This is a genomic window from Pseudomonas sp. RA_35y_Pfl2_P32, from assembly GCF_963970735.1.
GTDB lineage: Bacteria > Pseudomonadota > Gammaproteobacteria > Pseudomonadales > Pseudomonadaceae > Aquipseudomonas.
The window spans coordinates 134,827-161,247 of the sequence record NZ_CAXAQF010000004.1; the positions used below are offsets into that span (position 1 = coordinate 134,827).

Here is a 26,421-nt window from a genome sequence, read left to right on the forward strand (position 1 = left end):
GCCCCGACCCCGGGAAGTTTGGCTATGCTTGGCAGACACCCACCGGTGACGAGGGATTTATGGACGATCCAATCGATAACAAGCCCCCCAGCTTCTGGCAGATGCTCCACAGCGTGATGGCGGCGGCCTTCGGCGTACAAAGCGGCAAGAACCGCGCCCGCGACTTTACCCACGGCAAGCCGAGTCATTTTGTGCTGTTGGGGGTTGTGTTCACGGCGGTGTTTGCCCTGGCCCTGTTTGCCATCGTCAAGCTGGTGGTGCATCTGGCTGGGGTCTAGCAGGCTGTTCAGCGCATCAGGGTCTGCAGGCTGAACGGATAGCGGTAACTGGTTGGACGACCCTTGGCCGACAGGCTGCGAAAATTCACCCCGTAGCCCTGCGTGTCGCGCAGCGCCAGCATGCGCCGGGCCTGGGTGCGGTCGATCAGTTGCAACAGCGGTACCTGCCGGTCGCGCCCGCCATACTGTTCAACGGCCACGCCCTGGTCATAGTCATACAATTGCACCAGGGCCCAGCCGCCGAGGCTGAAATGCCCACCCACCAGCACGCTCAGGCGCCGATCCAGCAACGCCTGCAAGGCTGACGGCGAGGTGTTGACCGCACTGAACAGGACGCCTTTGCCCGGTTGCCCGCCCAGCTCTTCATAGGCCTGCATGGCACCGAAGGCCATCTCGTCATTGGCGGCCCAGACCAGCGACACTCCCGGATAACGCTTGAACAGTTGAGCCGCTTGCTCATGGGCGCGGTCCCGTCTCCAGGCGCCATAGACCATCTGCCGCAATTGCACCTCGGGATGCTCACGCAGCGCACGTTGCATGCCTTTCTCCCGCAACTGCGAGGCCGGGGTGATCTTCAGTCCGGAAAACGCCAGCAACTCCAGCTTCTGCCCGGGGGCAACGGGCGGGTGTTGGCGAATCAATTCCTTGAGCATCAGGTAGCCGCCCTCCTCGTCGTTGGGCACCAGGCTGCCGAGCCAGTCGGGGTATTTTTCCCGCGCGTCACCGAGCAACGCCAGTTGGTCGGTGGTCAGGGCGTTGTTGACCATGAACAGCTTGACCCCGCTGCCCTGGGACAGGCGCAGGATTTCCGGGGCGACATACTGCTCGTTGACGAACACCAGGTAATCCGGGCGATTGGGCCCCAACAGCACCTCGCGTGCCTGTTCGATGGTGGTCTGTGCCACGCGCTCGGAATAACGCACCTGCAGGTCCATGCCCAGGTCGCGGGCGGCCACCTGCATAAATTGGGTGTAGCTGACCCAGAACACTTCCTTGGTGGTTCCCGGGTTGAGGAACACCACCGACGCCGCTTGCACGCCCGGTCCGAAGACCGCGCAGAGCGTCAGCACCATTCCCCACACGAACCTGAACATTAAACAACCGAGCCCCGAAAATTAGCCGGGCATTATAGCCGGCCACTGGCGGGCATATCGCGGTTAATTGACGTTTGGTCCGACAATCAGCGGATCTGGGCCCGATGACACGGGTTTACTGATGGCTGACCCAGTAAACCGCAGTGCCCACTACCAGGATGATCAGGAACAAGATTGCCCACGCATCGACGCTGCTATCGCTTTTGCCTGCTTTGGTCGGATTGCTCATTGCATCGCCTCTTGTCGGTTTTATCGGTGATTGCATGAAGACTCGATCACAGTTAAGTCGAGGATTGCCCGTACGACAAATAAGGGTAAGACAATAATCAGTCTCATTAGTCGATTTGGTTCTTTCCATATACTCAAACATCACTTTTGCGCATAAACGCAAACTGGTATCTTGCCCCGGCTCCGTGGGGAGTGCGCGGCCGTGCGCGCAGAATTGCCAAGGCATTTTCGGAACTCAGCGAGCGAGAAACGCAGCGATTTCCAAGGGCCCAAGCCTGAGAACAGGACTTATATGTACGTATACGACGAGTACGATCAGCGGATCATCGAGGACCGCGTCAAGCAGTTCCGTGATCAGACCCGACGCTATCTGGCAGGCGAGCTGAGCGAAGAAGAATTCCGCCCCCTGCGCCTGCAAAATGGCCTTTATATCCAGCGCTTCGCCCCGATGCTGCGGGTTGCCGTGCCTTATGGCCAACTGACTTCGCGGCAGGCGCGAATGATGGCCAAGATCGCTCGCGACTACGACAAGGGCTATGCCCACATCAGTACCCGGCAGAACGTGCAGTTCAACTGGCCGGCGCTGGAAGACATTCCAGACATCCTGGCTGAGCTGGCCACCGTGCAGATGCACGCCATCCAGACCAGCGGCAACTGCCTGCGCAACGTCACCACCGACCAGTTTGCCGGTGTGGCGTCCGACGAGTTGATCGATCCGCGCCCGTGGTGCGAGATCGTCCGCCAGTGGACCACCTTCCACCCGGAATTCGCCTACCTGCCACGCAAGTTCAAGATTGCGATCAACGGTTCGACCTCCGACCGCGCCGCCATCGAAGTCCATGACATTGGCCTGGAACCCGTGCACAACGCCGCTGGCGAACTGGGTTTCCGCGTGCTGGTCGGCGGTGGCCTGGGACGTACCCCGGTGGTGGGTGCGTTCATCAATGAATTCCTGCCGTGGCAAGACCTGTTGAGCTACCTCGACGCCATCCTGCGCGTGTACAACCGCTATGGCCGTCGCGACAACAAGTACAAGGCGCGGATCAAGATCCTGGTCAAGGCCCTGACGCCGGAAGTCTTCGCCCAGAAAGTCGATGCGGAAATGGAGCACCTGCGCGGAGGCCAGACCACCCTGACCGAAGCCGAAGTGCACCGCGTCGCCAAGCATTTCGTCGATCCGGACTACAAGGCCCTGGACAACCAGAGCGCCGAACTGTCCGAGCTCGACCAGCAACACCCGGGTTTCGCCCGCTGGCGCACCCGCAATACCCTGGCCCACAAGAAGCCGGGTTATGTTGCCGTGACCCTGTCGCTCAAGCCCACCGGCGTAGCCCCGGGCGACCTGACCGACAAACAGCTGGACGCGGTGGCCGACCTGGCCGATCGCTTCAGCTTTGGTCAACTGCGCACCTCCCACGAGCAGAACATCATTCTTGCCGACGTCGAGCAGAGCCAGTTGTTCACCCTGTGGGGCGAGTTGCGCGAGCAGGGGTTTGCCACGCCGAACATCGGCCTGCTGACGGACATCATCTGCTGCCCGGGGGGTGACTTCTGCTCCCTGGCCAACGCCAAGTCGATCCCGATTGCCGAATCGATCCAGCGTCGCTTCGACGACCTGGACTACCTGTTCGACATCGGTGAACTGGACCTGAACATCTCCGGCTGCATGAACGCCTGTGGCCACCACCACGTCGGCCACATCGGCATCCTCGGGGTGGACAAGAAAGGTGAAGAGTTCTACCAGGTGTCCCTGGGGGGCAGCGCCAGTCGCGACGCCAGCCTGGGCAAGATCCTCGGCCCGTCCTTCGCCCAGGACGCCATGCCGGATGTGATCTCGAAGCTGATCGACGTGTACGTGGAACAACGTACCGAAGACGAGCGCTTCATCGACACCTATCAACGTATCGGCATCGACCTCTTCAAGGAACGCGTCTATGCAGCGAATCATTAAGAACAACGAAGTGGTCGACGAAACCTGGCACTTGCTGCCCAAGGACGCGACCCTCGACGGTATCTCCAACTGTGACGACCTGATCGTCCCGCTGGCCCTGTGGCGCGAGCACGCCCATGCCCTCAAGGCCCGCGATGGCGGCCTGGGCGTGTGGCTGGACGCCGATGAAGAAGCCGAGGAAATCGGCGACGACGTGGAGAACTTCCAGGTCATCGCCCTCAACTTCCCGGCGTTCACTGACGGGCGCAACTACTCCAACGCCCGCCTGCTGCGCGACCGCTACGGCTTCAAAGGCGAACTGCGGGCGATTGGCGACATTCTGCGCGACCAGTTGTTCTACCTGCGCCGCTGCGGGTTTGACGCCTACGCCTTGCGCGCCGACAAAGACCCGTACGAAGCCCTGGAAAGCCTCAAGGACTTCTCGGTGACCTACCAGGCCGCCACTGACGAACCGCTGCCGCTGTTCCGTCGCCGCTGATCGTGACGCCTTGAACCCGACAGCGGGTTCAAGGCGCTGCTCCCGCTCAAGGCAGTTCATGCCCCGTCATCGATATCGGCCGTCCCAGGGCCACCCAGTCACGGTACAGCCTGGCCCGACTTTCCAGCACACCGAACAACCTGAACGGGTTGTGCGGATCGCCTGGCATCGATTCAATCCGCTGGCACAACCAGCCCCATAGCTCCTCGCTGGCATCGGCCTCGACCAACAGTTGCCAGACCCGCGCCTGCAAGGCCAGATAGTCGACCTGGAAGTCCGCGCTCAGGCTCAGCCCATCGATCACCCGCAGCAGCGATGTGCCCGAGGGCCGGGCAGCCAGGCGCTGCCAGATCGACTGACGAGCCTGCTGCAGCGTCGGATCACCTTCCGCCAGCCAAGGCTGGGCACTGCCATAACCCTCGCCCGGCTGGCTCAACCAGAGATTGATGCCGGTACGTTCGCGGTGCTCGACCAGGCGCAGCAGGGTGTCTTCATCCGTCAGCGGATTGCCCCACAACCCCAGCCGATCGCGGGACACCGCCTGGTTGAGGATGGCCTGGGGAACGCGATGGATCTGGTTGTCCTGCAGGTCCAGTGAGCTGAGGTAGGGTTGCTCGGCGACACCGGCCGGGCAACGGCTGATCCCCGTCCCCCGCAAGTTCAACACCTGCAGTTCGTTGAGCCCCATCACCAGCGGCGGAATGCCCAGGGGGTTGTCACTCAGGTCCAGCCTCTGCAACTTTCGCAGGTCACTTATCTGGCCGGCGCTGCGCTCATCTAACACCAGGAAGGTGGACCGCAGGTTGAGGCTCTGCAAGCCCTTCATGTCGACGATTGCGCTAGGCAATCTGCCTTGCAGGTCATCCTCGCTGGCCAGCAGGCGCAGGTCCAGGCGCTCCAGATTCAGGTGACGCAGATTCGGCATGCTCTGGAGAAAGACATTCAGGCTTTCACGCTCCACCAGGTGCATATCGCGCATCGACAGTTCGCGCACCCCCGCAAACCGTGCATCAAGGCTCGGCAGGCTGTGGAACTCCTCGAAATCCATGTTGATCGAGAAACCCTGCGTGGCATTGCCGCTGTACAGGTTTCCGGCGACCGGCGCGCGCTGCTGCCAGATCGCAATCAGCTCTTGGGCCAGTTCCTTGCGCGCTTCACGCTCATGGTCAATGTCGGCGTGCAGTATTTCGAGGTTGCGCGCCTGCACCTGAGCCTCGTTCATTCCGGCCGCCTCGGCATCGCCGAGCGCGAGAAAATCATGCTGCATGTCGCCGATGTCCTGCGCAGTCTGGTCGAGCCAGAGGTTGAGTTGCGCCAGCAGTTGATTGAGCTGATTGTGCAGCCTGTCGAGGCAGGCCGCGGCTCCCGTGCCTTCGCGTTGCAGCAGCTCATCAACCTGGGCATCGGTGAAGTCGGGATACAGGTCGCGCACCTGCAGGCGCATGGTTTCGTGGGTCAGCGCACTGCCCTGCAGGGTCGAGGGAAAACCGCCACCTGCCAGCCCCTGCGTGTCGAACGGCAAGCCCAGGTCCATCCGGCCCAGGCCATGCATGAGTTCGGCGCGCGATATCGCCCGGTCCGCGAGCAGCAGGCGCAGCTCTGCGGCCTGATCTGCCGTGTGCAGCCCCAAGGCTGCCCGCTGCTCTTCGCTGAGTTGGGCAAGCAGCCCAGTGTAGAGGTCCACCTCGGCAAGTGGGGTGGGTGCCGCGCCGGACGACCGATAACGCGCACCGACCCGGATCAGGTGTCGACACTCAGCGCCATGGGTCGGACCGATGCAATCGAGCACAGGGCCACTGATCGAGCCGTCGAGCACCTCGAACCGCAGGCTCTTCGGCCAGCCAGGCAGGCGCCCGAGGGTATGCAGGGCCAGGGTGTCCGACTCCAGGTTGCTCATCGCGCGCAGGTACAACCCTTCATACGCCCGATTCAGGCGCACGTGCTGCTGATACTGACGGGCCTTGGCGTCGAGCCGCTTGAGCACCTGGCGGCTGGCGACTGGATCGAGGCCCTGGGCAAGGTCAACCCCCGAGCGGTCGAGCATCTGCTCGACGACGGTTTTCGGCAGGCCGGGGTACTGGCGTTGCAACAGGCGCACCCACTCATTCTCCGAGTGCTGGAGTGCCTGGTAGCGGCGGTTGAACCGCTCGGTACGGGTGGCCGGATCGGCGACGCTGGCCAGTTCCTGGTCGAGCCGGAAACGGCTGAGGCTATCGGCCAGCAATGGCGTCGGTGGCCGCCCCCCGGCCTGCATCAGGCGCAGCATATCGTCATCGACCGTGCTGACCTTGGCGATCTGTTGCAACGCCTCATCACTCAACGACGCAACTGGGGCCCCGAGCCGACGCAGCAAGGTCAGGCGCGTGACCGGAGCGGGTGACGGGGCCGATGTAGAGCGTTCAGCAGGGGTGAGACTGACGCTGGGGTCCTTCGGGGCCTCGGCAGCGGGTCCTGGGCGTCTCGACGACTCCAGCGCGCCACCCTCGCCCCGCAACACCGCACCGGCCCGCAACAATGGCAGGGCATTGAGCAAGCCAAACACCAACAGTGTCACACCGTCCGCCTGCGTCTGCGGATCACGGCCATTGACGGCCTGGTCCAGGCCAAACCCGGCATCGATGATCCCGGCCAGCGCCAGCAGGCCTTCGCCGCCGGGGACAAACAGGGCCAAGGGGGCATAGCGGTTGATCCATTGCACCATGGGTTCGACCACCGCACTGAGGTTATCGCGATTGACCTGTGCGTCATCGCGGATGCTTTCAACGCTGGCACGGGCCGCCCGCTTCATACTCAGGACCAACTGTGCGCACGGGTCGGTCGCCCTGGGCGCTACGTCCAGATGGACATAGTCGGCGGGATCCCAATACCCATCATCATTAAAAAACCCATGGCCCGGCTGCAGATCGTGCTGCCTGGGATAGATCGCCATGCCCTCCAGAGCAGTCACGACCCCCGCATGGAGGGTTCCATCGACACGGTCGTCTTCGGCAAAGTGCGCAGCCAGTGCGGTTTTTTTGTCGGCATCCCTGGCCTGCTCCACGATCCAGGCACAGAGCGCACGGGTATCGGCAAATTCATGCAAGGGTGAGGAGTTGCCGGGGATGTAGAGCACGACGCTCGGGTCGTCGGGACGAGAAAAACTCCAGATATCCGTGGCGCTGTAGCGATAGATCACCAGGCGCGCGACTTCGATCTGCCGCGTGCTGCGGCTCGTTGCCTGCAACTGCTCAAGCGTCACCTGCGCCCAGGGCTGCTGCGGCGCCAGGCCGGCCGCTTGCAGGACGATGGCCAAACCCTGTTCGGTCAGGCTGTGTTCCTGGCGCTGCAAATACGCCGCCATGACCAAGGCCGTCTTGACCGACGTGCGCAGCGGGTAGGCTGGCGCTGCAATGATGACCTCATCAGTGGGCCAGGCTTGGTCCAGATAGTCACTGTAGCGGTCCTTCAACTCCAGCTCCCAGACCCAGCGCTTGAAATCCACAGGGCGGATTTTCAGCTGGGTTGAAGGGCCGTAGGTCGGCGGATCAGCCTGGCGGTAGATGCCTTCATAGGTGTCATGGTTGCCACTGCCGACATAGGCAAACTCATCGACCTTAGCGACGATTTGCACAGCCGGGCCGATATCGGGTGGCGTATACAAACCGAACGCGGTTTCGCCAAAACGCCCGTCACCGACGGTTTGATAGTTGGCCAGCAGTGCCTGGCTCAGGCTCTGGGCATGCGCTACCCGCCCCTGCTGGACGCCATCCACCGCCGGGTGACCGTGGTAGGCGTAGTTGAGCGTGACCAACTGTGCGGTCGCCGGGTCAATGTCGTGACCCCATTTGGCCTGAATCCGTTGGTTGGCGAACTGCGCGGGCGATAGCGGCAGGGCCGAGTCAACGGTTGCCTTGAGGTCTTCGCGCGAAAGCGCTATGGGCAGAGGGTGTTCAGATTCGATCATTGGGCAATTCCATTGCGCTGGGTGGGGAACTCCCCAGCCTAAGCGATCGAACGGCTGGATCCGTGCCGGAAAAATCGCCAACGGACGGTAAAATCCCGACACATAAAGTCAGATGTTAGACATGACGAAAAAGCCCCGAACCAAGGATCGATACTTGTATTCAGGGCTTGGAAAAAACCTGTGCCACGTGTAACGGTCACCGCGATAAACCAGGTAGGCGTGTCCCCCTACATGACGACAGAGATCGCTTGTTAGTTACCAGAACCGTTGTTGGGTCAAGCGACTCCACCAGGTCAACAACAGGCGATCCACCGAACCACTGGCAGCCAACCCGACCCGCTCCTGCAAACTCTTGCGCTCGGCATAGTGCAGGTGGAACAACTCGGCACCCTTGGCGCGTTCGGCCAGGTATTCGTCGCTGGTCTTGAGTTCATCCACCAGTTGTTTGTCCAACGCAGCTATACCCAACCAGACTTCCCCGGTGGCGACTTCATCGATGGCCAGTTGCGGGCGATAACGGGCAACGAAGTTCTTGAACAGTTCGTGGGTCACATCCAGGTCTTCCTGGAACTTCTCCCGGCCCTTCTCGGTGTTTTCGCCAAATACCGTCAGGGTGCGTTTGTATTCGCCAGCGGTCAGCACTTCAAAGTCGATGTCGTGTTTTTTCAGCAACCGGTTGACGTTGGGCAACTGCGCCACCACGCCGATCGAGCCGAGGATGGCAAAGGGGGCGCTGATGATCTTCTCGCCAATGCACGCCATCATGTAGCCGCCGCTGGCGGCGACCTTGTCGATGCACACGGTCAGCGGCACGCCGGCCTGGCGAATGCGCGCCAGTTGCGAGGACGCCAAGCCGTAGCTGTGCACCATGCCGCCGCCGCTTTCCAGGCGCAGGACCACTTCGTCCTTGGGTGTGGCCAGGGACAGCAGCGCGGTGATTTCGTGACGCAGGCTCTCAGTGGCCGAGGCCTTGATGTCGCCGTCGAAATCGAGGACGAACACCCGCGGCTTGGCCTCAGGCTTTTTCTTCTGTTTCTTCTCGGACTTGGCTTCGGATTTGCGCAGGGCCTTGAGCTGGTCCTTGTCGAGCAAGGTCTGCTCCAGGCGCTCGCGCAGCCCCTTGTAGAAATCATTCAGTTTGCTGACCTGCAACTGGCCCGCCGATTTGCGCCGACCCTTGCTGCGCAGTGCGGCAAAGCTGGCCAGGACCACCAGGATGGCGATCACCAGGGTAACGGTTTTAGCCAGAAAACTTGCGTACTCGGCAAAAAACTCCACAGGGACTCCTTAACGACGGTGCGCCGCTCGATACGCGGGCGCGGATAGCTCCAGCATACCCATGCGACCGCGTGGCGGCCAGTCGTGAAACCGGATGCGAGGGGCCTCCAACGAGCATTTCAAACAAGCGTATGTTTTTTCATTGACAGCTCACCGCCATCCTCATAACCTCGCCAAACCTTCAACGTACCGGGATGACGCGGACGTGGGCAGCATCTACTTGATTCGACATGGCCAGGCCTCCTTCGGTGCAGACGACTATGACGTGTTGTCGCCGACCGGTGTGCGCCAGGCAGAAATCCTCGGCAGCCACCTGGCTGAACTGGGGCTGAGCTTCGATCGCTGCCTGGCTGGCGACCTGCGCCGCCAGCAACACACCGCCACCAGTGCCCTGGCGCAGTTCGCCGCCGTTGGCCTGCCGGTACCGACCCTGGAGACCGACTCGGCCTTCAATGAATTCGACGCCGATGCGGTGATCCGTGCGCTGCTCCCGGACCTGCTGCCCGAAGAACCCGAGGCCCTGGACATCCTGCGCAACGCGGCGCACAACCGCGGCGAGTTCCAACGCATCTTCGCCCTGATCATCGAGCGCTGGCTGGCCGGCACCTACGATCCGCCCGGCCTGGAAAGCTGGCTCGGTTTTGTCGAACGGGTCCAGGCCGGCCTGCAGCGGATCCTGGAGCAGGCCGACAGCACCCAGAAGATCGCCGTGTTCACCTCCGGCGGAACCATTACCGCCCTGCTCCACCTGATTACGCTGATGCCAGCCAAACAGGCTTTCGAGCTGAACTGGCAAATCGTCAACACCTCGCTCAACCACTTGAAGTTCCGTGGTCGCGAGGTGGCCCTGGCTTCTTTCAACAGTCATGCCCACCTGCAACTGTTGAAGGCCCCGGAACTCATCACTTTCCGATGAACCCCGGATTACTGTGACCCTTGCTGTAACACCCCATAAAAGGATCGAACCATGACCTCCGTAGCTGACGCCGTACAAGCAATGCAAGCCAAGTTCAACCCAGCCGCCGCTGCCGGCCTGGACCTGGTGTTCGGTTTCCGTATCGACGAAGACAAGAACTTCTCGCTGGTTGTCAAAGACAGCACCTGCGAGCTCAAAGAAGGCGAGAACCCGGACGCCCAAGTGACCCTGGTCATGGACGGCGAAACCCTGCAAGGCATCGTCAGCGGCGAAACCGATGGCATGCAAGCGTTCATGGGCGGCAAATTGCGCGCTGAAGGCGACATGATGCTGGCAATGAAACTGTCCGAGCTGTTCCCGGCCTAAGCCAGCGGCCTCCCCAGTGGAGGCCCGGCCAAGCTGCACACGAATCCCGCCGCCAAGGCGGGATTCGTCGTTTCAGGACCCCGGCGGGTCTTCAGCGCCCGCTTGCTCTACACTGCTGGGCCCTTTACGTCAGCGGCCGGCCCATGGACATCGATCTCGCCCGTACCTTCCTGGAAATCGTTCGTTGCGGCAGCCTGGCCGCGGCCGCGGAAAAACTCCACGTCACCCAGACCGCAATCACCGCACGGGTACAAAAGCTCGAGAGCCAGCTGGCCGCCACGCTGTTCGTGCGCAACCGTGCCGGCGCCCGCCTGACGGCCGACGGCGAAGCCTTTGTGGTGTACGCCAATCAACTGGTGCAAACCTGGGAAGCGGCGCGCCGCGACTTGCCCCTGCCGGACGGCTACCGCAATGTGCTGCACATCGGCGGCGAGGTCAGCCTGTGCAATCCGCTGATGCTCAGCTGGGCCTGCGACATTCGCACCCACATTCCGGCCTACGCCCTGCGCACGGAAATCGGCAACGGCGAAACCCTGCTGCGCCAGCTGGAAATGGGCGTGCTCGACGCCGCCCTGGTGTTTCAACCCGAATACTGGCCGCGGCTGCAGGTCGAGCAACTGCTCGAGGAAAAGCTGATCCAGGTCAGACTGCCCTCGCAGCCCGAACCCTATGTGTACATCGACTGGGGCAGCGACTTTCGCCGCCAGCACGACTCTGCACTGCCGGACAAGGCCAGGGCCGTGCTGAGCTTCAACCTCGGGCCGCTGGCATTGCAGTACATTCTGCAGAACGGTGGCACCGGTTACTTCCGGACCCGGGTGGTGCAGTCCTACCTGGACAGCGGCGTGCTGGAGCGAGTGCCCAAGGCGCCGGAGTTCAGTTACCCGACGTTCCTGGTGTATTCACGCGATCGTGATTCCCAGGTCCTGCAGCAGGCATTCGAGTTGCTGCGCCAACTGGTCCAGCGTGACAGCGACTGGTCCCAACGCTGGGACCCGGTGTTCTGAAGACATTCAGCGCCTGAATCCAACGCTATTACGCAGATCCATTGGCCGGATAATTTGCCCGCGACTAATCTTCTGTCAGTAACAACGACAACAGGTGATCAGAGTGAGGCAAACCACGCAGGCGTTTCGTAACCGTTATCGCGCTGATATCCATCGCTTCTACAATCCGTGGCTGCACGCCGGGTTTGTGCTGGCGTTCGGGATCACCGCGATCAGCCTGTTCTGGGGCACACTCGAGCAGGTACAGCCTCTCGAATGGCTGGCGGTGCCGTTGACCCTGCTGCTGTTCAACCTGGTGGTCTATACCGTGCACCGGCACCTGGGTCACCACAAGCACGCCTTTGCCCGCCTGTTTTATGCCCGTCACGCTGGCGATCACCACAGTTTTTTCGCCCCCGGCCACATGGCCTACGACACCGCGCGCGACTGGCGGGTGATTCTGTTTCCGGCCTGGTTGATCGTGTTGCATTGCCTGCTGGTCACCCTGCCCGCCTGGTGGTTGCTGGCGCAGTTCAACGGCAATGTCGCCGGACTGTTCGCCGGCTGCATGATCCTCGGCTACCTGACCTACGAAGTGTTTCACGCCTGCGAACACCTGCCGCCCGCCAACCCGCTCACCCGCCTGCCGTGGATCCGCCAGATGCGTCACCTGCATGAACTGCATCACCGGCGTGAACTGATGCAGGCGCGCAACTTCAACATCGTTCTGCCGTTGATGGACTACCTCTTCGGCACGCTGTACTGGGAAGACCACCCAGCGCACACCCACCTGCCCTGGAGCCGACCGCCCATGACCCGCCTGCAGCACCAGATCGACATTGCCCTCGACCCGCTTGCCGTGCTCGCCTACGCCAGCAGCGTCACCCGCTGGCCGGAGTGGCACCCCTCCTCGCTGCGGGTCGAGGGGCCACAGGGACCGCTGCATGCCGGGGCACGTTTTGAAGAGGACATCCACGCCGGTGGTCGTGCCGGGCACCTGAGCTGGGAGGTCAACGAATATTTGCCGGGGCGCCGCTGGAGCGCCCGGGCCCAGGGCGATCATGGCCTGGAGCTGCTGCTGACCTATGAATGCAGCAGCGAGGGCGACGGCAGCCGTTTCGTGCGCACCCTGGAATACCACTTCAGCGGCCTGTGGATGCGCCTGGCCAATCAATTGCTGCTCAAGCGGCGGATCGACCGCGAGTCAGCGGTGTCGTTGCTGGCCCTGCGCGACCGGGTGCTGGGCACCCTGCTCAAGCCTGCCGGAGCCGTCGCCTGATGAGCCGCGCACGCCGACGCGTCAGTCTCAGTGGCTTGCTGTTGGTGGTCGTGGTACTGGTCGGCCTGTTCCTGCTGCTGGCGCCGACCCAGGTGCAACCCGTGGCCTGGACACCGCCGCCGGCGCCTTCCCTGGTCTCGGGTGTGTTTGCCGAGAACCAACGGCTGCGGGATGTGGAGCACATCGGCGCGGCCAACCTCCCGGGTCCCGAAGCCCTGCTGCTGGAAGACGGCTTCCTGATCAGTGGCCTGCATGATGGCCGGGTGATCCGTACCAGCCTGGACGGCAAAGTCCTCAAGGTCCTGACCGACACCGGCGGTCGCCCCCTGGGCCTGGCCCGGCATCCGGATGGCCGGCTGATCATCGCCGACGCCATCAAGGGCCTGCTGGCCCTCGACACCCAAGGCCAGTTGATCGCCCTGAGCACCGAGGCCGGCGGCGTGCCCTTGGGCTTTACCGATGATGTGGTCATCGACCGCACCGGGCACTATGCCTATTTCAGCGATGCTTCCAGTCGGTGGGGCTACGGTCATGATGGCGAGGCGATCATCGAGCACGGGGGGGACGGGCGCCTGTTGCGCTATGACTTCCAGAGCGGCAAGACCGAGCAGTTGCTGGACCGCCTGGAGTTCGCCAATGGCGTGGCGCTGGGACCGGATGACGGCTTTGTGCTGGTCAACGAAACCGGTGCCTATCGCATCACCCGTTACTGGCTGAGCGGGCCCAAGGCACGCACCCGTGACGTGTTCGTCGACAACCTGCCGGGCTTGCCGGACAACCTCAGCTTCAACGGCCAGGAACGCTTCTGGGTAGCGTTGTACGCACCACGCAACAGCCTGCTCGACGGCCTGGCCGGGTATCCGTTCGTGCGCAAGATGATCGTCAGGGCCATGATGCTCTTGCCCAAACCGGTGGAGCGCCGCGCATTTGCCCTGGGGCTGGACCTGGACGGCAAGGTGATCAGCAACTTGCAGGATGCCAGTAGCGGTAACTACTCGCCCATCACCACGGTTCGCGAGTATGGCGACTGGTTGTATTTCGGTTCACTGAAGTCCAGCCACATGGTGCGACTGCCCTTGGCCAAGGCGTTGTCAGCACAGCCTTGAGTCAATCGCGGGGGCGATGCTGCGCCCCCGTCGAGAGGTCAAGCCTTGGAGGCACCGTTCAAGCTTTGGGAGATTTCGTCTTTGATCGTAAGGCGTTTGGCCTTGAGCTTCTTCACCTCGTCATCATCCTTGGCGGCGGCTTCGGCCTCCAGTACCTGGGTGTCGATATCCGAGTATTTATCCAGCAGCGCATGCAGGCGGGGATCATTGGCGCGCTTTTTCTGAATGTCTTCCTTTGAATAGCTCAAGTCCTGATACAGGTCATGTTTCACCGGCATGGAACACCTCCGTTTGTTGATCGGTGGCGAACACGTGTCCTGTGTTCACCAGTCATCAGCATGGCCTTGCCTGAGGGTCGCTGTCGACCGGCAATCGGACCAGTGGCGTCCGTTCGTCGCCCTTCTTCACCCGCGGCCATTATCCTCCAGGACATTGCGGATCATGCGCAACAGCGCATCCGGGCCATAGGGCTTGCTCAACAAGTAGGTGTCGGGGCTGAGCTGATGATTGTCGGAAATGATGTCGCGGGTATGGCCTGAGGTAAACAGCACCGCCACTGGATGGACCTGGACCTTGGTCCAGGCGGCCAGGTCGGAACTCTTGATCAGCCCGGGCATCACCACGTCGGTAAAAATCAGGTCCACCGCCGCCCCGTCCAGCAGCAACTGCATGGCACTGTCGCCATTGCCCGCGAGCAACACCTGGTAGCCCGAGGCCTGGAGAAATTCGACGGTGGTACCACGCACTTCCTCGTTGTCCTCCACCACCAGGATCGTCTCGTTGCCGCCTGTGTGGGGCACACCACGCGCTGGCATTTCGCGGCTCTGGGCGCGTTCACTGCGAGGAAAATACATGTGCACGCACGTGCCGCCGCCGACTTCGCTGATCATCTCGATATGCCCGCCGCTCTGCTTGACGAAGCCGAATACCATGCTCAAGCCCAGGCCGGTGCCTTGGCCGTCGGCCTTGGTGGTAAAGAACGGTTCGAATGCCTGCTTGAGGGTGGCCGCATCCATGCCCTCGCCGGGGTCGATCACCGACAGGCGCACATAGTCGCCGGCGCTGATGCCCTTGCCGGCACACACGAAGCGATCGAGCACGACGTTTTTGCCACTGATCACAATCGTGCCTTCGCCATGCATCGCGTCACGGGCATTGATCGCCAGATTGAGCAAGGCGTTTTCCAACTGGTTGCGGTCGACCGAAATGCACCAGGGGTCGTCGGGCAGTTGCACATCGATCTGAATGGTTTCGCCCAGCGCGCGCTGCAGCAACTCCCCCAGGCCCTGGTAGATTTGCCGAGGGTTGTAGACCGCTGGCGACAAGGGTTGGCGACGGGCAAAGGCAAGCAGTTGCGAGGACAGCATGGCACCGCGCTCGACGGCCGCCAGTGCGGCACCGACCCGGCGCTGCACGTTGGCGTTGCCCGCTTCATGGCGGGCCAACAGGTGCAGGTTGCCGGCGATCACCTGCAACAGGTTGTTGAAGTCATGGGCAACGCCGCCGGTCAATCCGCCGATGGCTTCGAGTTTCTGTGACTGGCGCAATTGCTCTTCAGCGGCCAGGCGGCCTTCCACCTCATCGGCGACCCGCTGTTCCAGGTTGCGGGTGAACTTGAGCAAGTTCTCTTCGGCAGTCTTGCGCTCGTGGATATCGATCAGCACCCCGGGAAAACGTAGGGGTTGACCTTGTTCATCGAACTCGCAGCAACCACTGGCCAGCACCCAGCAATAGCTGTCATCCGCCCGCCGGATACGGTATTCAGCATTGAACGGGCCACCATTTTCCAGAGCCTGCTCCACCCGTTGGTTAACTTCTGGCAAGTCATCGGGATGGATTCTGGTCGCGGCGTACTCGGGTGACATCAGCTCCAGCGACTGCTCGCACGGGTAGGAAAAAGTCCGTGCAAACCGCTCATCTCCAGACAACAGATTGGCCCGAATGTCCCAGACAAACGACCCCAGCAAGGCCCCGGCATTGAGCGCCAGGCGTACCCGTTCGTTGTCGGCGCGATAGGCCGCTTCGGCCTGTTCGCGCAGGCGTTCAGAGGTCATGTGGGCAGTGGTTTCCACGACAATCGCGAGGACCCCGGCCGGCACACCGTCATCATCGGCCACCGGGCTGTAGTAGAGGTCCATGAACACAGCTTCGGGCTGGCCGTTACGCAACAGCTCCAGCTCTTTGTTGCGGTATGAAAGGGTGCCACCAGCCAGGCAGGTGTCGACCACGTTACGGTTGAATTCGGCGACTTCCGGCCAACCCAGTTCCACTGGCGAGCCGAGCAGATAGGGATGACGCCCGCCAGCAAACACCGAATAGGCATCGTTGTAGATCATGTAGCCGGGGCGTCCCCAGAGCATCACCAGCGGCACTGGCGAGGCCAGCAGCAACTGCACCGAACTGCGCAGGCTGCGCGACCAGGTGTCGAAGCTGCCGAGCTCGGTGACGCTCCAGTCGAACGCACGAATGCGCTCGGCCATTTCACCGCTCCATCCGCTACAACCGTGGTGTTGCGTTAGAAACTGCATCGATGGACTCAGTGCGCACAGGGCAAAGGTGGGACAACGGACCGACGCAGGTGGGCCCGCGCTCAAAGCTTGGAGCGCGGCCGGCGCTGATGGTTTCATTGTTGTCCAACTCACGGCGCTTGTCAGCCCGCGATGTGTGGGCCGAGCTACGCCTGAATCCGCAGTCAGTTCAGCTCAATCGGTGCCGTACTTGGGCGAACGCGGTCCATACAGCAGGCCTGCCGGTTGCCCAGCTGACAGCAGCCGTACACTGGTGATGCCGGCAACCGGGTGACCGGCGTCGGTGGAGCTATTGACGATCTGTTTGACTGCCGCGGTAATCAGCATGCCGACCAGGCCGCCACCACCGCCGCCGCCACTCTCTTCGCTGGAGGCCCGGGCGGTGCCAGTCCACAGGGTAGTGCCGGTGCGCAGGTCCACCAGCTTGGCGCTGGCCGTGACCACCGTGTCGCTGGCGATCAGCATGTAGCTGGTGCCGTACTCGGTCACGGTGATGTAGAGCGCAGCGTCGGCGCCAAAGATTTCCTGCAGCTTGTTGGCGGGCGCCTGGTGGATGTCTGCCGGCGTAGTCAGGCCGTTCTGGCGAAAGGTCTCGTCAACCAGGGCGATGGGCAAGACGTAGTAACCGGCTTCTGCCAACGGGAAGGTCACCTGGGACAGCATGCTGTAGGTGGCCTTGACGTCCGGCGAGTCGTTCAGCGGCGGCAACACCAGGATGCTTTTCGGACGGCTTTGCTTGTACGCCGAATAGTCCACGGTCTTGGGGCTGACACATCCACCCAGCAGGGCCAGGGCCAGGGCCCCGGCCAGCAGTTTTACTGAGCGCACGATCATTTGGCATCTCCGGTCTTGGCGTTCTTGAGCAGGAAGTCCATGTACGGCCCGGATTCGGGAAACAGGGCTTTCTCGGTCCGGAACTGCTGCACCATCTGATCGTCCTTGCCCATGCTCAGGTACAACAGCCCCAGGTGGGCGTGGTAACCCGGTGGCGGGGTGCTGCCCGTGGCATTGATCTTCTGCAGGTCGCGCTCCAGCGCTTCGGCCTGAGCTTCCTTGGGCTCTTCGCCCTTGAAGTACTCATACACCTGGGGCTGGTAGTCTTCCCATTGGTACAGGGTTTTCGGGGTGCTGCATCCGGCCAGCAACACGCTGCCCGACAAGGCCAGGGCCATCATTGGCCACGCCATATACGTGTTCATGGGTATCGCTCCTGGTGATCGACCTTGATCAGTTGCCCGGCTTCCAGGCACCGGCGTTCATGCCGTCCACCAGGCGATTGATCGCTTCGCGCATGGCCAGGTCCAGGACCTTGCCGTTGAGGGTCGAGTCGTAGGAAGCGGTACCGCCGAAGCCGATCACTTCGCGGTTGGACAACGCGTACTCGCCCGCGCCCTGGGTCGAATACACCACTTCCGAGGTGCTGATGTTGACGATGTTCAGGTTGACCTTGGCGTAGGCCACCTGGGTCTTGCCACGACCAAGAATGCCGAACAGTTGGCGATCGCCGGTTTCCTTGCGACCGAATTCAGTAACATCGCCGGTCACCACAAAATCGGCGCCCTTGAGGCGTTGGGCCTGGCCCTTGATCGCCGCTTCCTGCTGGATTTCACCCATGTTGTCGCGGTCCAGCACGCTGAAGCGGTTGGTTTGCTGCAAGTGGGTGATCAGGATGGTCTTGGCCTGGCCACCGAGACGATCTACGCCATCAGAGAAAATCCCGCGCATGTAGCTGGAGCGGTTGTCGAACTTGCCGACTGCCATAGGCACCCGAGCACCGTTCCAGGCCTGAGTGGCGCTTTCGACCTTGGCCACCGGCAAGGCACGGGAGCTTTCGGTCGCACATCCCCCGATTGTGGCCGCGATGGCAATCGCGGCACCGGACAGCACCATCCGAGAGGTCATTCTCACTGCATATTCCTTATGTAAACACTGTTGATCCCGGCGCGAACAGGCCTGGGCACTGCCGATTGCAGCAACGAGAGATAACGATGGGATGGAAATCGACAGCCTGGGGTCAAGGCGTCGGAGGGCGGCATTATTGCAAAGTGCTATCAACGAGGACAGCATTAATAAGGCGATTACAAGGGCAAGAAAAACGCCCTCAATGAAAATCCCGGCTGTGCACACTGATGCCATTGAGCAAGGGACTCAGGTCACTCAGGCGGCCGGCGATCAGGTGGCGCACTTCACCGACTTTTTCCCAGCGCCCATCGACCTTGAGCAATTGCGCCCCGACCAGGGCCTTGCGCTGGCGCTCGGCGAGGTCGCGCCAGACCACCACGTTGATGTTGCCGAACTCGTCTTCCAGGGTGACGAAGGTCACGCCACTGGCGGTGCCCGGACGCTGGCGGCCGGTGACCAGGCCGGCGACGCTGACGTTGCGCCCATGCTCGACCTCCAGCAGTTCCCGCGAGCTGCGGCAACGCCGGGCCCGCAACTGCTCGCGCAACAGCGCCAGCGGATGGGGGCCAAGGGTGGTGCCGACGCTGTGGTAGTCGGCGTGCAGGTCTTCGCTGACAGTGGGGGCCGGCAGGCTCACTGGCGGCTCGTCCTGGCTCGGCAAGCCGGCGAACAGCCCCAACTGTTGCTGCACCCCCGCTACCTCCCAGCGCGCCCGGTGACGATTGCCGGCGAGCGGACGCAAGGCACCGGCGTCGGCCAGCAGCGCGTGGGCCCGGGCATCGAGCCCGGCGCGCTGGCCAAGATCGGCCACATCGACAAAGGCCCGGCACAGGCGCGCCGCCTCGATACGCCGGGCGTCTTCCTCGCAAAACCCCTTGATCATGCGCAAGCCCAGGCGGATCGCCGGTTGCTGCTGGTCAATCGGTTCCAGGCTGCAATCCCAGGCACTGGCGCTGACGTCCACCGGGCGGATCTGCAACTGATGCCGACGCGCGTCCTGGAGGATCTGGTCCGGGCTGTAGAAACCCATGGGCCAGCTGTTGATCAAGGCACAGGCAAACGCCGCCGGCTCATGGCATTTGAGCCAGCAACTGGCGTAGGTCAGCAAGGCAAAACTGGCGGCGTGGGACTCGGGAAAACCGTAGCTGCCAAACCCCTTGATCTGTTCGAAGATCTGCGCGGCAAACGCCTCTGAATAGCCGTTTTTCAACATGCCTTCACGCAGGCGCACCTGGTGCGAATCCAGGCCGCCGTGACGTTTCCAGGCCGCCATGGCGCGGCGCAGTTGATCCGCCTCGCCGGGGCTGTAGTCGGCGGCCACGATGGCGATCTGCATGACCTGCTCCTGGAACAACGGCACCCCCAGGGTGCGCTTGAGCACCGCTTCGAGCGCCACGCTGGGGTAAGTTTCTGGCTCCTCCTTGTTCCGTCGCCGCAGGTAGGGGTGCACCATCCCGCCCTGGATCGGCCCGGGACGGACGATCGCCACTTCGATCACCAGGTCATAGAAAGTGCGGGGTCGCAGCCGGGGCAGCATCGACATCTGCGCCCGGGACTCGATCTGGAACACGCCGATGGTGTCGGCGCGGCAAATCATCTCGTAGGTCGCTGGGTCTTCGGCCGGGATACTCGCCAGGCTCAGGCCCAGCCCGCGATGGTAGCGCAGCAGGTCGAAACAGCGACGAATGGCGCTGAGCATGCCCAGGGCCAGGATGTCGACCTTGAGCAGGCCGACCATGTCCAGGTCGTCCTTGTCCCACTGGATGATCGTACGCTCGGCCATGGCCGCATTTTCCACCGGCACCAGGCTGTCCAGCGGCTGCTCGGAAATCACGAAACCACCGGGGTGCTGGGACAGGTGCCGAGGGAAGCCGATCAGTTGCCGGGTCAGGCTCAACACCCGGCGCAGCAACGGGGTGTCCGGGTCAAAGCCGCTTTCACGCAAACGCTCCAGCGGCGGCGCGTCGTCACTCCAGTGACCACAGCAGTCGGCCAGGGCGTTGATCTGGTCGGGCGGCAACCCCAGGACCTTGGCCACATCGCGGATCGCCCCGGCCGCGTGGTAAGTGCTGACCACCGCCGTCAGTGCCGCCCGGCGCCGGCCATAACGCTGGAACACGTACTGCAGGACCTCCTCACGGCGCTCGTGCTCAAAATCGACGTCGATGTCCGGTGGCTCGTTGCGCTCGCGAGACAGGAACCGCTCGAACAGCATGTTCATCCGGCTCGGGTCGATTTCGGTAATGCCCAGGGCAAAGCACACCGCCGAGTTGGCCGCCGAGCCTCGGCCCTGGCACAGGATGCGCTGGCGACGGGCGAAGCTGACGATGTCCTCGACGGTGAGGAAATAACTCTCGTAGCCCAGTTCGGCGATCAGTTGCAACTCCTTGTCGATCAGCCCCCGCACCTTGCTGTCCGGTCCTTGCGGCCAGCGCCGGGCCAGGCCCTGCTCGGTCAAGTGCCGCAGCCAGGAGGTTGGCGTCTGCCCTTGCGGCACCAGTTCACGGGGGTATTGATAGCGCAACTGAGCGAGATCGAAGCGGCAGCGCCGGGCAATCTCCAGGGTTTCGTCGAGCAGCGCGCGCGGGTACAACTCGCCCAGCGCCTCAAGGCTGCGCAAATGCCGCTCGCCATTGGGGTGCAGGCGCTGCCCGGCGGCGGCCACCGGCACATGCAGGGCAATCGCGGTCATGCAGTCCTGCAGCGCCCGGCGCCCACGGGCATGCATGTGCACATCACCACTGGCCACGGCGCGGATCTGCAACTGTGCCGCCAGGGCCTGCAGATCGGCCAGGCGCCGGGCGTCGTTCTGTCCGCAATGCAGCTCCACCGCCAGCCACAGCCGCGCGCCAAACACCCCTTTTAGCCAGGCACCCTGGGCCAGCGCGTCCTCCGGGTCCGGCAACCACAAGGCCAACAGCCCGGGCAGGGGCTCGGCAAAGTCTTCGCGCAGGACCCGGTACTGGCCTTTTTCCGCGCGCCGCCGGGCCTGGGTGATCAACCGGCACAGGGCCTGATACCCCTCGATGTTCTCCACCAGCAGCACCAGCTTCGGGCCGTTCTCGATACGCATTTCACTGCCGATGATCAGCGGCAAGCCCTGCCCCCTGGCCGCTTGCCAGGCGCGAACGATGCCGGCCAGGGTGCATTCGTCGGTGATCGCCAGGGCCTGGTAGCCCTGGCGCCTGGCCCGTTCGAACAGTTCCCGGGCACTGGAGGCACCGCGCTGGAAACTGAAGTTCGACAGGCAATGCAGTTCGGCATACCCGCTGCTCATGCGAACCAGCCCTGCAGCCACAGCGGCCCGCCCTCGCCCACCCCGCGATAGGCCCAGCCCTGTTGCCCGGCACGGGTCTGGATCAGGTAATAGTCGCGGCGCACATCGGCGCCATCCCACCAGCCGGACTCGATGCGCTCCGGTCCCATGAGGATCCGTACCGCCCCTTCCGGTACCGCCTGGGGCTCAGTCAGCAACCAACCTGGACGCTGCGCCTGGGACTGCAGCGTGGCGGGCAGGCTCTGGGTATGGGGTTGCCAGGCACACTCGGGGCGGTGGTCGGCCTGGAACCCCAGGCCCTGCACGGCATCGTCGCCCAGTCGGGCACGCAGGCGCTCGCGCAGTTGCTCCCAGGGCAAGGACTGCTGCGGGCGTTCGTCGAACAGCTCGCGGCGCTGCGGTACAAAGCTGGGCAAGTCCTGCGCCGACAGGCGAAAGCCGCGTACCGGGGCCTCGACGTGTACCTGCTCCAGGCGCCCCCGGGCCAGCTCGAAGAGCATGCCCGGGTCGCGCTCGGCACTCAGCAGCCCGACGTTGATCAGGGTATCGGCCAGGCCGGCGTGCTCCAAGTGCAGGTCAAACCGCTGCACGCCACTGTCGCGACCACAGAGAAACGCCGCCAGGTCAGCGGTCAGCCGGCGCAACGGAAACAGCAGGGCCTGGTGCGATTGCACGTCGAAATTCAGTTCGATGCGCACGTCGAAGCGGTCCGGCGGCAGGTAGAAGGCCAAGGCCAGCGGTCGTTCGCCCAGCAAGGTATCGAGGTGCTTGAGCACCGCGGCCTCAAAACGCCGGGCCAGGGTTTGCCGGGGCAGCGCCTGGACCTGGCTCAAGGTGCGCAGGCCCATGCGTGACAGCGCGCTGGCGACCGTGGGCGCCAGGCCGATGCGCTCGACCGGCATTTGCCCGAGCAACGGCCCCAGGGCCTGGGAGTCCGGTACCGTCAGGCCGTCATAGGCATTGGCCAGGATCCGCGCGGCCAGGGGGTTGGGCGCCGCCACCAGGCGATGGCGAAACCCCAGGGCCGTCAGCTCGGCACGCAAGCGGGCCTCAAACTGCGGCCAGGGCCCGAACAACGCCAGGCTCGACTCGATTTCAAACAGTACGGTACGCGGGAAATGCACGCTGACCTGGGAACTGAAGCGGTAGGCCCAGGCCGCGAGAAACTGCTGCCAGTGCTCCACTCCCGCCAGGTCATAGTCGGCACAGGCAAAGGCCTTGCTCAGGGCCTGGGCGGCCGTCATCGACTGCCCAGCCCGCAAGCCCAGGGCCCGCGCCGGCTCATTCACCGCCTGCAACACCCGGCGTTGTGCCGGGCCGCTCAGCAGCGCCAGCGGTTCGTCGGAGTCGCTGCGCTGACGCAAGACCGCGTCCAGCGCCAGTTGCGGGAACAGGATACAGACCCAGCGCATAGCAACCTCAATGCCCCGGGGCGAAGGCAATCGGCGCCGTACGGGCCAGCCCGCCACGGCACTTGAGCACCCGCAACTGGGCGGGCCGCGCATCGATGGCAATGCGCAGGGCTGCCGGCGAAGGGTTGATCGCATCCTTGATCGAGCGATAGGCGAAGGCCAGGGTCTGGCCGGTTTCGGCGGCCACCTGCAAACGCCGCAAGGCCCGGTCATCGGCCTGTTTCGGCCAGCACAGCACCGCACCACAACTGCCCGAGCGCAGGCATTGTTCCGCCGCCCACAAGGCCTCGCGGTCACTGGCCTGGATGATCGACAACTGGCGCAAATCGACCCCGGCGTTCTGCCACGCCTGGGGGTATGGCACGCAAGGCGGCGCCACCAGCACCACCCGCTCCCCTCCCGCGGTCAGCCGGGCCAGGGCCGGCCACACCAGTTGCAACTCACCGATGCCCTGCCCGGCAATCAGGACCTCGCTCAACGCCGCCTCCGGCCAGCCGCCGCTGGGCAACGCCGCGTCCAGCGCGGCATGCCCGGTGGGTTGGCGGCTGACGTCGGCGGGCGCAGGCCGGCCTTTCCAGACCTGGCCGCGATGGAACAGGGTGTCCAGCGCAACGACGGCACCCATTAGCCTTGCCTCACCAGGCCGCAGAACACCCCTTCGATCGCCAGGTCCTGATCGGCGTTGACCACGATCGGGTTGTAGGCCGGGTTGCGCGGCAGCAAGCGCACGCTGTCCCCGGTTCGTTCAAAACGCTTGATGGTGACTTCGCCTTCGAGCCGTGCAACCACAATCTGACCGTTCTGCACCTGGGTGCTGCGACGCACCCCCACCAGGTCGCCGTCGAGGATGCCGTCGCCGATCATCGAGTCGCCCTGGACCCGCAGCAGGTAGTCCGGGGCCCGCGAGAACAGTGCCGGGTCCAGCCACAGGCGGCTGTGCACCTCGGCATCGACCCCCATCGGCGCACCGGCGGCGACCCGCCCGAGCACCGGGATGTCCAGCAACTCGGGGCGGCGCGGCTGGTTGAGCAGGCGAATGCCCCGGGCCTGATGCGGGTTGACCTCGATGAACCCGCCCTCGGTCAGCGCCAGCACGTGCTTGCGCGCCACGCTGCGCGAGGCAAAACCAAAAGCCTCGCTGATTTCAGCGAGGCTCGGGGACTGGCCCTGTTGCGCGATACGGTCGCGGATGAAGGTCAGGATAGCGGCACGGCGGGGCGTTAAAGTCGTCATGGAGTACATTTGTACTCCTCTCGGATATTTCTTACAAGCGCCAACCGCCGGGTGGGTTACCCATACCTACAGTGTGGTTTGGGTGCGCGCAGGTTTGGCATCCCCCCGCCTACCTTGTGGGAGCTGGCTTGCCAGCGATGGCGGTGGATCAGGTGCTATCGATGGTGAATGCCCGTCAGCCGATAGCCAGCGCGCGCAGGTCGAGGCGGCCGTCCTTGAGGGGTGGGCACCAGTAGTAACCGCCGGTGATCGGCCGGCTCATGCGGTACAGGCCATCGGCGATCCCGTCTTCCAGGCCGCTCATGCGGCGCAGTTGGGCTTCAAAGGCATTGAACGAATGACCGAAGGCCAGGAACATCAGGCCGGCACGCTCGCCTTCGATCCACGGCATCGAACGACGGACGATGAACGCCTCGGGCGTGAAGCTTTCCTGGGCGGTGCGTTTGACGTGGGCGGAAATCGGTGCGTCGTCGAGTTCTTCGTTATCGCTTTTGCGCCGGCCCATGATGTTGTCCTGCTCATGGGACGGCAGCGCGTTGAAGCCGCTGAGGTCGTGTTGCCACTGCTGGATCGCGGCAAAACTGCCACCCACCTGGCCATCCTCGCCCTCCGCTACCAGCGCGGCCGCCACGGCAGCCGCATCGTGGGGGTTTTCGGTGCCGTCTTCGTAGCCGGTCAGGTCGTGGCCGGTCATGTGGCGGAAGGTTTCGTTCATCTGCACCAGGCGCAGGGCCGGGGCCAGCGCCGCCTCGATGGCGCGGCTGCGGTTGAGCAGTTCGCCGCGGTCTTCACCGTGCAGCCAGATCCACAGTGCATGCTGGGTCGACGGGTTGTCGACGCCCACCCCGATCATCGCCGGGAACGGTCGCAGCCCAGGCACTTTGGCCCCCAGTGCGTTGACCAGCGACTTGCCGAACCCGACCACCGCCGACTTCCCGTCCACCCACTGCATCAGTTGGTCGAGCGCCGCCGGCAATGCTTCAACGGCCTGGAGCGCAAAAAACAGATGCCGCGCCTGGGGCGGAACGGGGGTGGCGAGGATGCCCGGCTGGTAGTAACTCATGAGAACTCCTTTAGAAAGGCAGGAATTCTACCCGGCACACAGGGGTTTGTGTGAGGGGAAGGGTTATTGTGCCTGCGCCTCACCCCGGTATGCACTCGGGCTCTGCCCGGTCCAGCGTTTGAAGGCGCGACGGAAACTGCGCACATCGCTGTAGCCGACTTCTTCGGTAATACGTTCGATGGACATCTCGGGGTTGGCCAACAGGCTCATGGTGCGCGCCTGGCGCACTTGCTCCAGCAGGGCCTCGAACGTCAGGGCATGCTCGGTCAGGCGACGGCGCAGGGTGCGGCCGCTCATGTTCAGGTCGCCAGCGATCTTTTCGATGTGGCTGCCCTGGGTCAGGTCGCGGGAGATGGCCCGCTCCACCGCTTGAATCAGGTCAAGCTTCTGGTGCACCTGGGCCCCTTCCAGCTCCAGCAGCGTGACCGCCTGGCGCAGCGCCAGGGAATGGTGATTGGGCAGCCGCACATCGAGCCAGCGAGCCTCCAGTACCAGGCGGTTGTGCAGGCAGCCAAAACGCACGTCCGCGCCCAGCAGGCGGTGATATTCCGCCAGGTAGTCGGGGGCCGCGTGAACAAACTCCACCCGCACACAACTGAAATCGGCCCCCACCAGCGCCCGGCCGTAGACCAGCAGGCTGGCAAAAAACTCTTCCACGGCGAACATCTGCACGTCAGCGAACGGCAGGCGACATTCGGCGTCGACAAACACCTGGGCGGCCACTTCGCGGACGCTGGACACCACAATCCCGCCCGAGGTGTGCTGGTGGCGCATGCCCAGTTCGAACGCGTCACGCAGAGTCTTGCACAGCGACAACACATGCCCCAGCAACCCCAGGGTGCCCAACACGTTCTGGTTGCCCACCCACAATCCCAGCCCCTGGTTGGGGATGACCTTGAGTGCGCGCTGGATCATCGCCACGGCCTGGCGGTAGGAAATACGTTGTGCCGGGTCTTGCAGGTCGTCGAGGGAAAACCCCAGGCCCCGGCACAGGCTGTGGGGGTCGATGCCGTTGACGCTGGCCACTTCGGCCAGGGTCTGCAGCAGGAAAGGTGACACCAGCGCCAGTTCGTAGTGGGGATCGATGACTTTGATGGGCATGG

Annotated in this window: 22 protein-coding genes; 8 read left to right on the plus strand and 14 right to left on the minus strand. The window is 63.4% G+C overall.

Annotation, left to right across the window (positions count from 1 at the left end; translation table 11 throughout):
* Positions 1-59 precede the first annotated feature (59 nt).
* Positions 60-278, plus strand: coding sequence for a DUF2970 domain-containing protein (locus AACY45_RS05565; protein WP_339544527.1), 219 nt, complete (start codon positions 60-62; stop codon positions 276-278).
* Positions 279-286: 8 nt separating this feature from the next.
* Here the strand turns inward: AACY45_RS05565 and AACY45_RS05570 are convergent, their stop codons facing one another.
* Positions 287-1,372 (minus strand): ABC transporter substrate-binding protein, encoded by a 1,086-nt coding sequence (locus AACY45_RS05570; protein ID WP_339544528.1) that lies wholly within the window; start codon positions 1,370-1,372, stop codon positions 287-289.
* Between the two features lie 520 nt (positions 1,373-1,892).
* On the opposite strand from AACY45_RS05570, the gene AACY45_RS05575 reads away from it, so the two are divergent.
* Positions 1,893-3,551, plus strand: a complete 1,659-nt coding sequence (locus AACY45_RS05575; RefSeq protein ID WP_339544529.1) for a nitrite/sulfite reductase — start codon at positions 1,893-1,895, stop codon at positions 3,549-3,551.
* Positions 3,535-4,029, plus strand: a complete 495-nt coding sequence (locus AACY45_RS05580; protein ID WP_339544530.1) for a DUF934 domain-containing protein — start codon at positions 3,535-3,537, stop codon at positions 4,027-4,029. Before AACY45_RS05575 ends, AACY45_RS05580 begins: the two co-directional genes overlap by 17 nt.
* Positions 4,030-4,075: 46 nt before the next feature.
* Here the strand turns inward: AACY45_RS05580 and AACY45_RS05585 are convergent, their stop codons facing one another.
* Both AACY45_RS05585 and sohB read right to left on the minus strand, forming a co-directional pair.
* On the minus strand, positions 4,076-7,972 hold the full coding sequence (locus AACY45_RS05585; protein ID WP_339544531.1) for a dermonecrotic toxin domain-containing protein: 3,897 nt from the start codon (positions 7,970-7,972) through the stop codon (positions 4,076-4,078).
* 255 nt (positions 7,973-8,227) lie between these two features.
* On the minus strand, positions 8,228-9,250 hold the full coding sequence (gene sohB, locus AACY45_RS05590) for a protease SohB (RefSeq protein ID WP_166589060.1): 1,023 nt from the start codon (positions 9,248-9,250) through the stop codon (positions 8,228-8,230).
* Positions 9,251-9,455: 205 nt separating this feature from the next.
* On the opposite strand from sohB, the gene AACY45_RS05595 reads away from it, so the two are divergent.
* The 5 genes from AACY45_RS05595 (at position 9,456) to AACY45_RS05615 (ending at position 13,903) form a co-directional block, all read left to right on the plus strand.
* Entirely contained in the window at positions 9,456-10,166 is a 711-nt protein-coding gene (locus AACY45_RS05595) for a histidine phosphatase family protein (protein WP_339544532.1), read from the plus strand.
* 51 nt (positions 10,167-10,217) lie between these two features.
* Positions 10,218-10,532 (plus strand): SCP2 sterol-binding domain-containing protein, encoded by a 315-nt coding sequence (locus tag AACY45_RS05600; RefSeq protein WP_166589062.1) that lies wholly within the window; start codon positions 10,218-10,220, stop codon positions 10,530-10,532.
* Positions 10,533-10,675: 143 nt separating this feature from the next.
* A complete protein-coding gene (locus AACY45_RS05605; RefSeq protein WP_339544533.1) occupies positions 10,676-11,539 on the plus strand; it encodes a LysR family transcriptional regulator in 864 nt (287 codons plus the stop codon).
* Positions 11,540-11,642: 103 nt separating this feature from the next.
* Complete coding sequence (locus AACY45_RS05610) at positions 11,643-12,797, plus strand: sterol desaturase/SRPBCC family protein (RefSeq protein WP_339544534.1); 1,155 nt, start codon at positions 11,643-11,645, stop codon at positions 12,795-12,797.
* A complete protein-coding gene (locus tag AACY45_RS05615) occupies positions 12,797-13,903 on the plus strand; it encodes an SMP-30/gluconolactonase/LRE family protein (RefSeq protein ID WP_339544535.1) in 1,107 nt (368 codons plus the stop codon). The genes AACY45_RS05610 and AACY45_RS05615 overlap by 1 nt, the downstream gene beginning before the upstream one ends.
* Positions 13,904-13,941: 38 nt before the next feature.
* Here the strand turns inward: AACY45_RS05615 and AACY45_RS05620 are convergent, their stop codons facing one another.
* The 11 genes from AACY45_RS05620 to AACY45_RS05670 form a co-directional block, all read right to left on the minus strand.
* Positions 13,942-14,181, minus strand: coding sequence for a DUF465 domain-containing protein (locus AACY45_RS05620; RefSeq protein WP_339544536.1), 240 nt, complete (start codon positions 14,179-14,181; stop codon positions 13,942-13,944).
* A gap of 126 nt (positions 14,182-14,307) precedes the next feature.
* Positions 14,308-16,431 (minus strand): hybrid sensor histidine kinase/response regulator, encoded by a 2,124-nt coding sequence (locus AACY45_RS05625; protein WP_339544537.1) that lies wholly within the window; start codon positions 16,429-16,431, stop codon positions 14,308-14,310.
* 174 nt (positions 16,432-16,605) lie between these two features.
* Entirely contained in the window at positions 16,606-17,265 is a 660-nt protein-coding gene (locus AACY45_RS05630) for a DUF799 domain-containing protein (protein WP_339544538.1), read from the minus strand.
* Entirely contained in the window at positions 17,262-17,630 is a 369-nt protein-coding gene (locus AACY45_RS05635) for a DUF4810 domain-containing protein (protein WP_445261164.1), read from the minus strand. The genes AACY45_RS05630 and AACY45_RS05635 overlap by 4 nt, the downstream gene beginning before the upstream one ends.
* 28 nt (positions 17,631-17,658) lie before the next feature.
* Positions 17,659-18,333: a CsgG/HfaB family protein gene (locus AACY45_RS05640; protein WP_339544642.1), complete on the minus strand. Its 675-nt coding sequence runs from the start codon at positions 18,331-18,333 to the stop codon at positions 17,659-17,661.
* 199 nt (positions 18,334-18,532) lie between these two features.
* A complete protein-coding gene (locus AACY45_RS05645; RefSeq protein WP_339544539.1) occupies positions 18,533-21,631 on the minus strand; it encodes an error-prone DNA polymerase in 3,099 nt (1,032 codons plus the stop codon).
* Positions 21,607-23,022, minus strand: coding sequence for a Y-family DNA polymerase (locus tag AACY45_RS05650; protein ID WP_339544541.1), 1,416 nt, complete (start codon positions 23,020-23,022; stop codon positions 21,607-21,609). Before AACY45_RS05650 ends, AACY45_RS05645 begins: the two co-directional genes overlap by 25 nt.
* A gap of 7 nt (positions 23,023-23,029) precedes the next feature.
* Positions 23,030-23,647 carry a translesion DNA synthesis-associated protein ImuA gene (imuA, locus tag AACY45_RS05655; RefSeq protein ID WP_339544542.1) on the minus strand — a complete coding sequence of 206 codons (618 nt, stop codon included), beginning with the start codon at positions 23,645-23,647 and terminating at the stop codon, positions 23,030-23,032.
* Positions 23,647-24,264, minus strand: a complete 618-nt coding sequence (lexA, locus tag AACY45_RS05660; protein ID WP_339544543.1) for a transcriptional repressor LexA — start codon at positions 24,262-24,264, stop codon at positions 23,647-23,649. The genes imuA and lexA overlap by 1 nt, the downstream gene beginning before the upstream one ends.
* A 166-nt stretch (positions 24,265-24,430) precedes the next feature.
* Positions 24,431-25,318, minus strand: a complete 888-nt coding sequence (locus AACY45_RS05665; protein WP_339544544.1) for a Dyp-type peroxidase — start codon at positions 25,316-25,318, stop codon at positions 24,431-24,433.
* Between the two features lie 63 nt (positions 25,319-25,381).
* Positions 25,382-26,419 carry an AraC family transcriptional regulator gene (locus AACY45_RS05670; RefSeq protein WP_339544545.1) on the minus strand — a complete coding sequence of 346 codons (1,038 nt, stop codon included), beginning with the start codon at positions 26,417-26,419 and terminating at the stop codon, positions 25,382-25,384.
* Between the last annotated feature and the right edge of the window lie 2 nt (positions 26,420-26,421).

What these genes read in the sequence shown, in the direction of transcription:
- AACY45_RS05570 (WP_339544528.1), bottom strand. Translation starts at nt 1,372, where the DNA reads ATGTTCAGGTTCGTGTGGGGAATGGTGCTGACGCTCTGCGCGGTCTTC.
- AACY45_RS05670 (WP_339544545.1), bottom strand. Translation starts at nt 26,419, where the DNA reads ATGCCCATCAAAGTCATCGATCCCCACTACGAACTGGCGCTGGTGTCA.
- AACY45_RS05665 (WP_339544544.1), bottom strand. Translation starts at nt 25,318, where the DNA reads ATGAGTTACTACCAGCCGGGCATCCTCGCCACCCCCGTTCCGCCCCAG.
- AACY45_RS05585 (WP_339544531.1), bottom strand. Translation starts at nt 7,972, where the DNA reads ATGATCGAATCTGAACACCCTCTGCCCATAGCGCTTTCGCGCGAAGAC.
- AACY45_RS05630 (WP_339544538.1), bottom strand. Translation starts at nt 17,265, where the DNA reads ATGATCGTGCGCTCAGTAAAACTGCTGGCCGGGGCCCTGGCCCTGGCC.
- AACY45_RS05580 (WP_339544530.1), top strand. Translation starts at nt 3,535, where the DNA reads ATGCAGCGAATCATTAAGAACAACGAAGTGGTCGACGAAACCTGGCAC.
- AACY45_RS05600 (WP_166589062.1), top strand. Translation starts at nt 10,218, where the DNA reads ATGACCTCCGTAGCTGACGCCGTACAAGCAATGCAAGCCAAGTTCAAC.
- AACY45_RS05575 (WP_339544529.1), top strand. Translation starts at nt 1,893, where the DNA reads ATGTACGTATACGACGAGTACGATCAGCGGATCATCGAGGACCGCGTC.
- AACY45_RS05620 (WP_339544536.1), bottom strand. Translation starts at nt 14,181, where the DNA reads ATGCCGGTGAAACATGACCTGTATCAGGACTTGAGCTATTCAAAGGAA.
- imuA (WP_339544542.1), bottom strand. Translation starts at nt 23,647, where the DNA reads ATGGGTGCCGTCGTTGCGCTGGACACCCTGTTCCATCGCGGCCAGGTC.
- AACY45_RS05635 (WP_445261164.1), bottom strand. Translation starts at nt 17,630, where the DNA reads ATGAACACGTATATGGCGTGGCCAATGATGGCCCTGGCCTTGTCGGGC.
- AACY45_RS05640 (WP_339544642.1), bottom strand. Translation starts at nt 18,333, where the DNA reads ATGACCTCTCGGATGGTGCTGTCCGGTGCCGCGATTGCCATCGCGGCC.
- lexA (WP_339544543.1), bottom strand. Translation starts at nt 24,264, where the DNA reads ATGTACTCCATGACGACTTTAACGCCCCGCCGTGCCGCTATCCTGACC.
- AACY45_RS05565 (WP_339544527.1), top strand. Translation starts at nt 60, where the DNA reads ATGGACGATCCAATCGATAACAAGCCCCCCAGCTTCTGGCAGATGCTC.
- AACY45_RS05625 (WP_339544537.1), bottom strand. Translation starts at nt 16,431, where the DNA reads ATGCAGTTTCTAACGCAACACCACGGTTGTAGCGGATGGAGCGGTGAA.
- AACY45_RS05650 (WP_339544541.1), bottom strand. Translation starts at nt 23,022, where the DNA reads ATGCGCTGGGTCTGTATCCTGTTCCCGCAACTGGCGCTGGACGCGGTC.
- AACY45_RS05615 (WP_339544535.1), top strand. Translation starts at nt 12,797, where the DNA reads ATGAGCCGCGCACGCCGACGCGTCAGTCTCAGTGGCTTGCTGTTGGTG.
- AACY45_RS05605 (WP_339544533.1), top strand. Translation starts at nt 10,676, where the DNA reads ATGGACATCGATCTCGCCCGTACCTTCCTGGAAATCGTTCGTTGCGGC.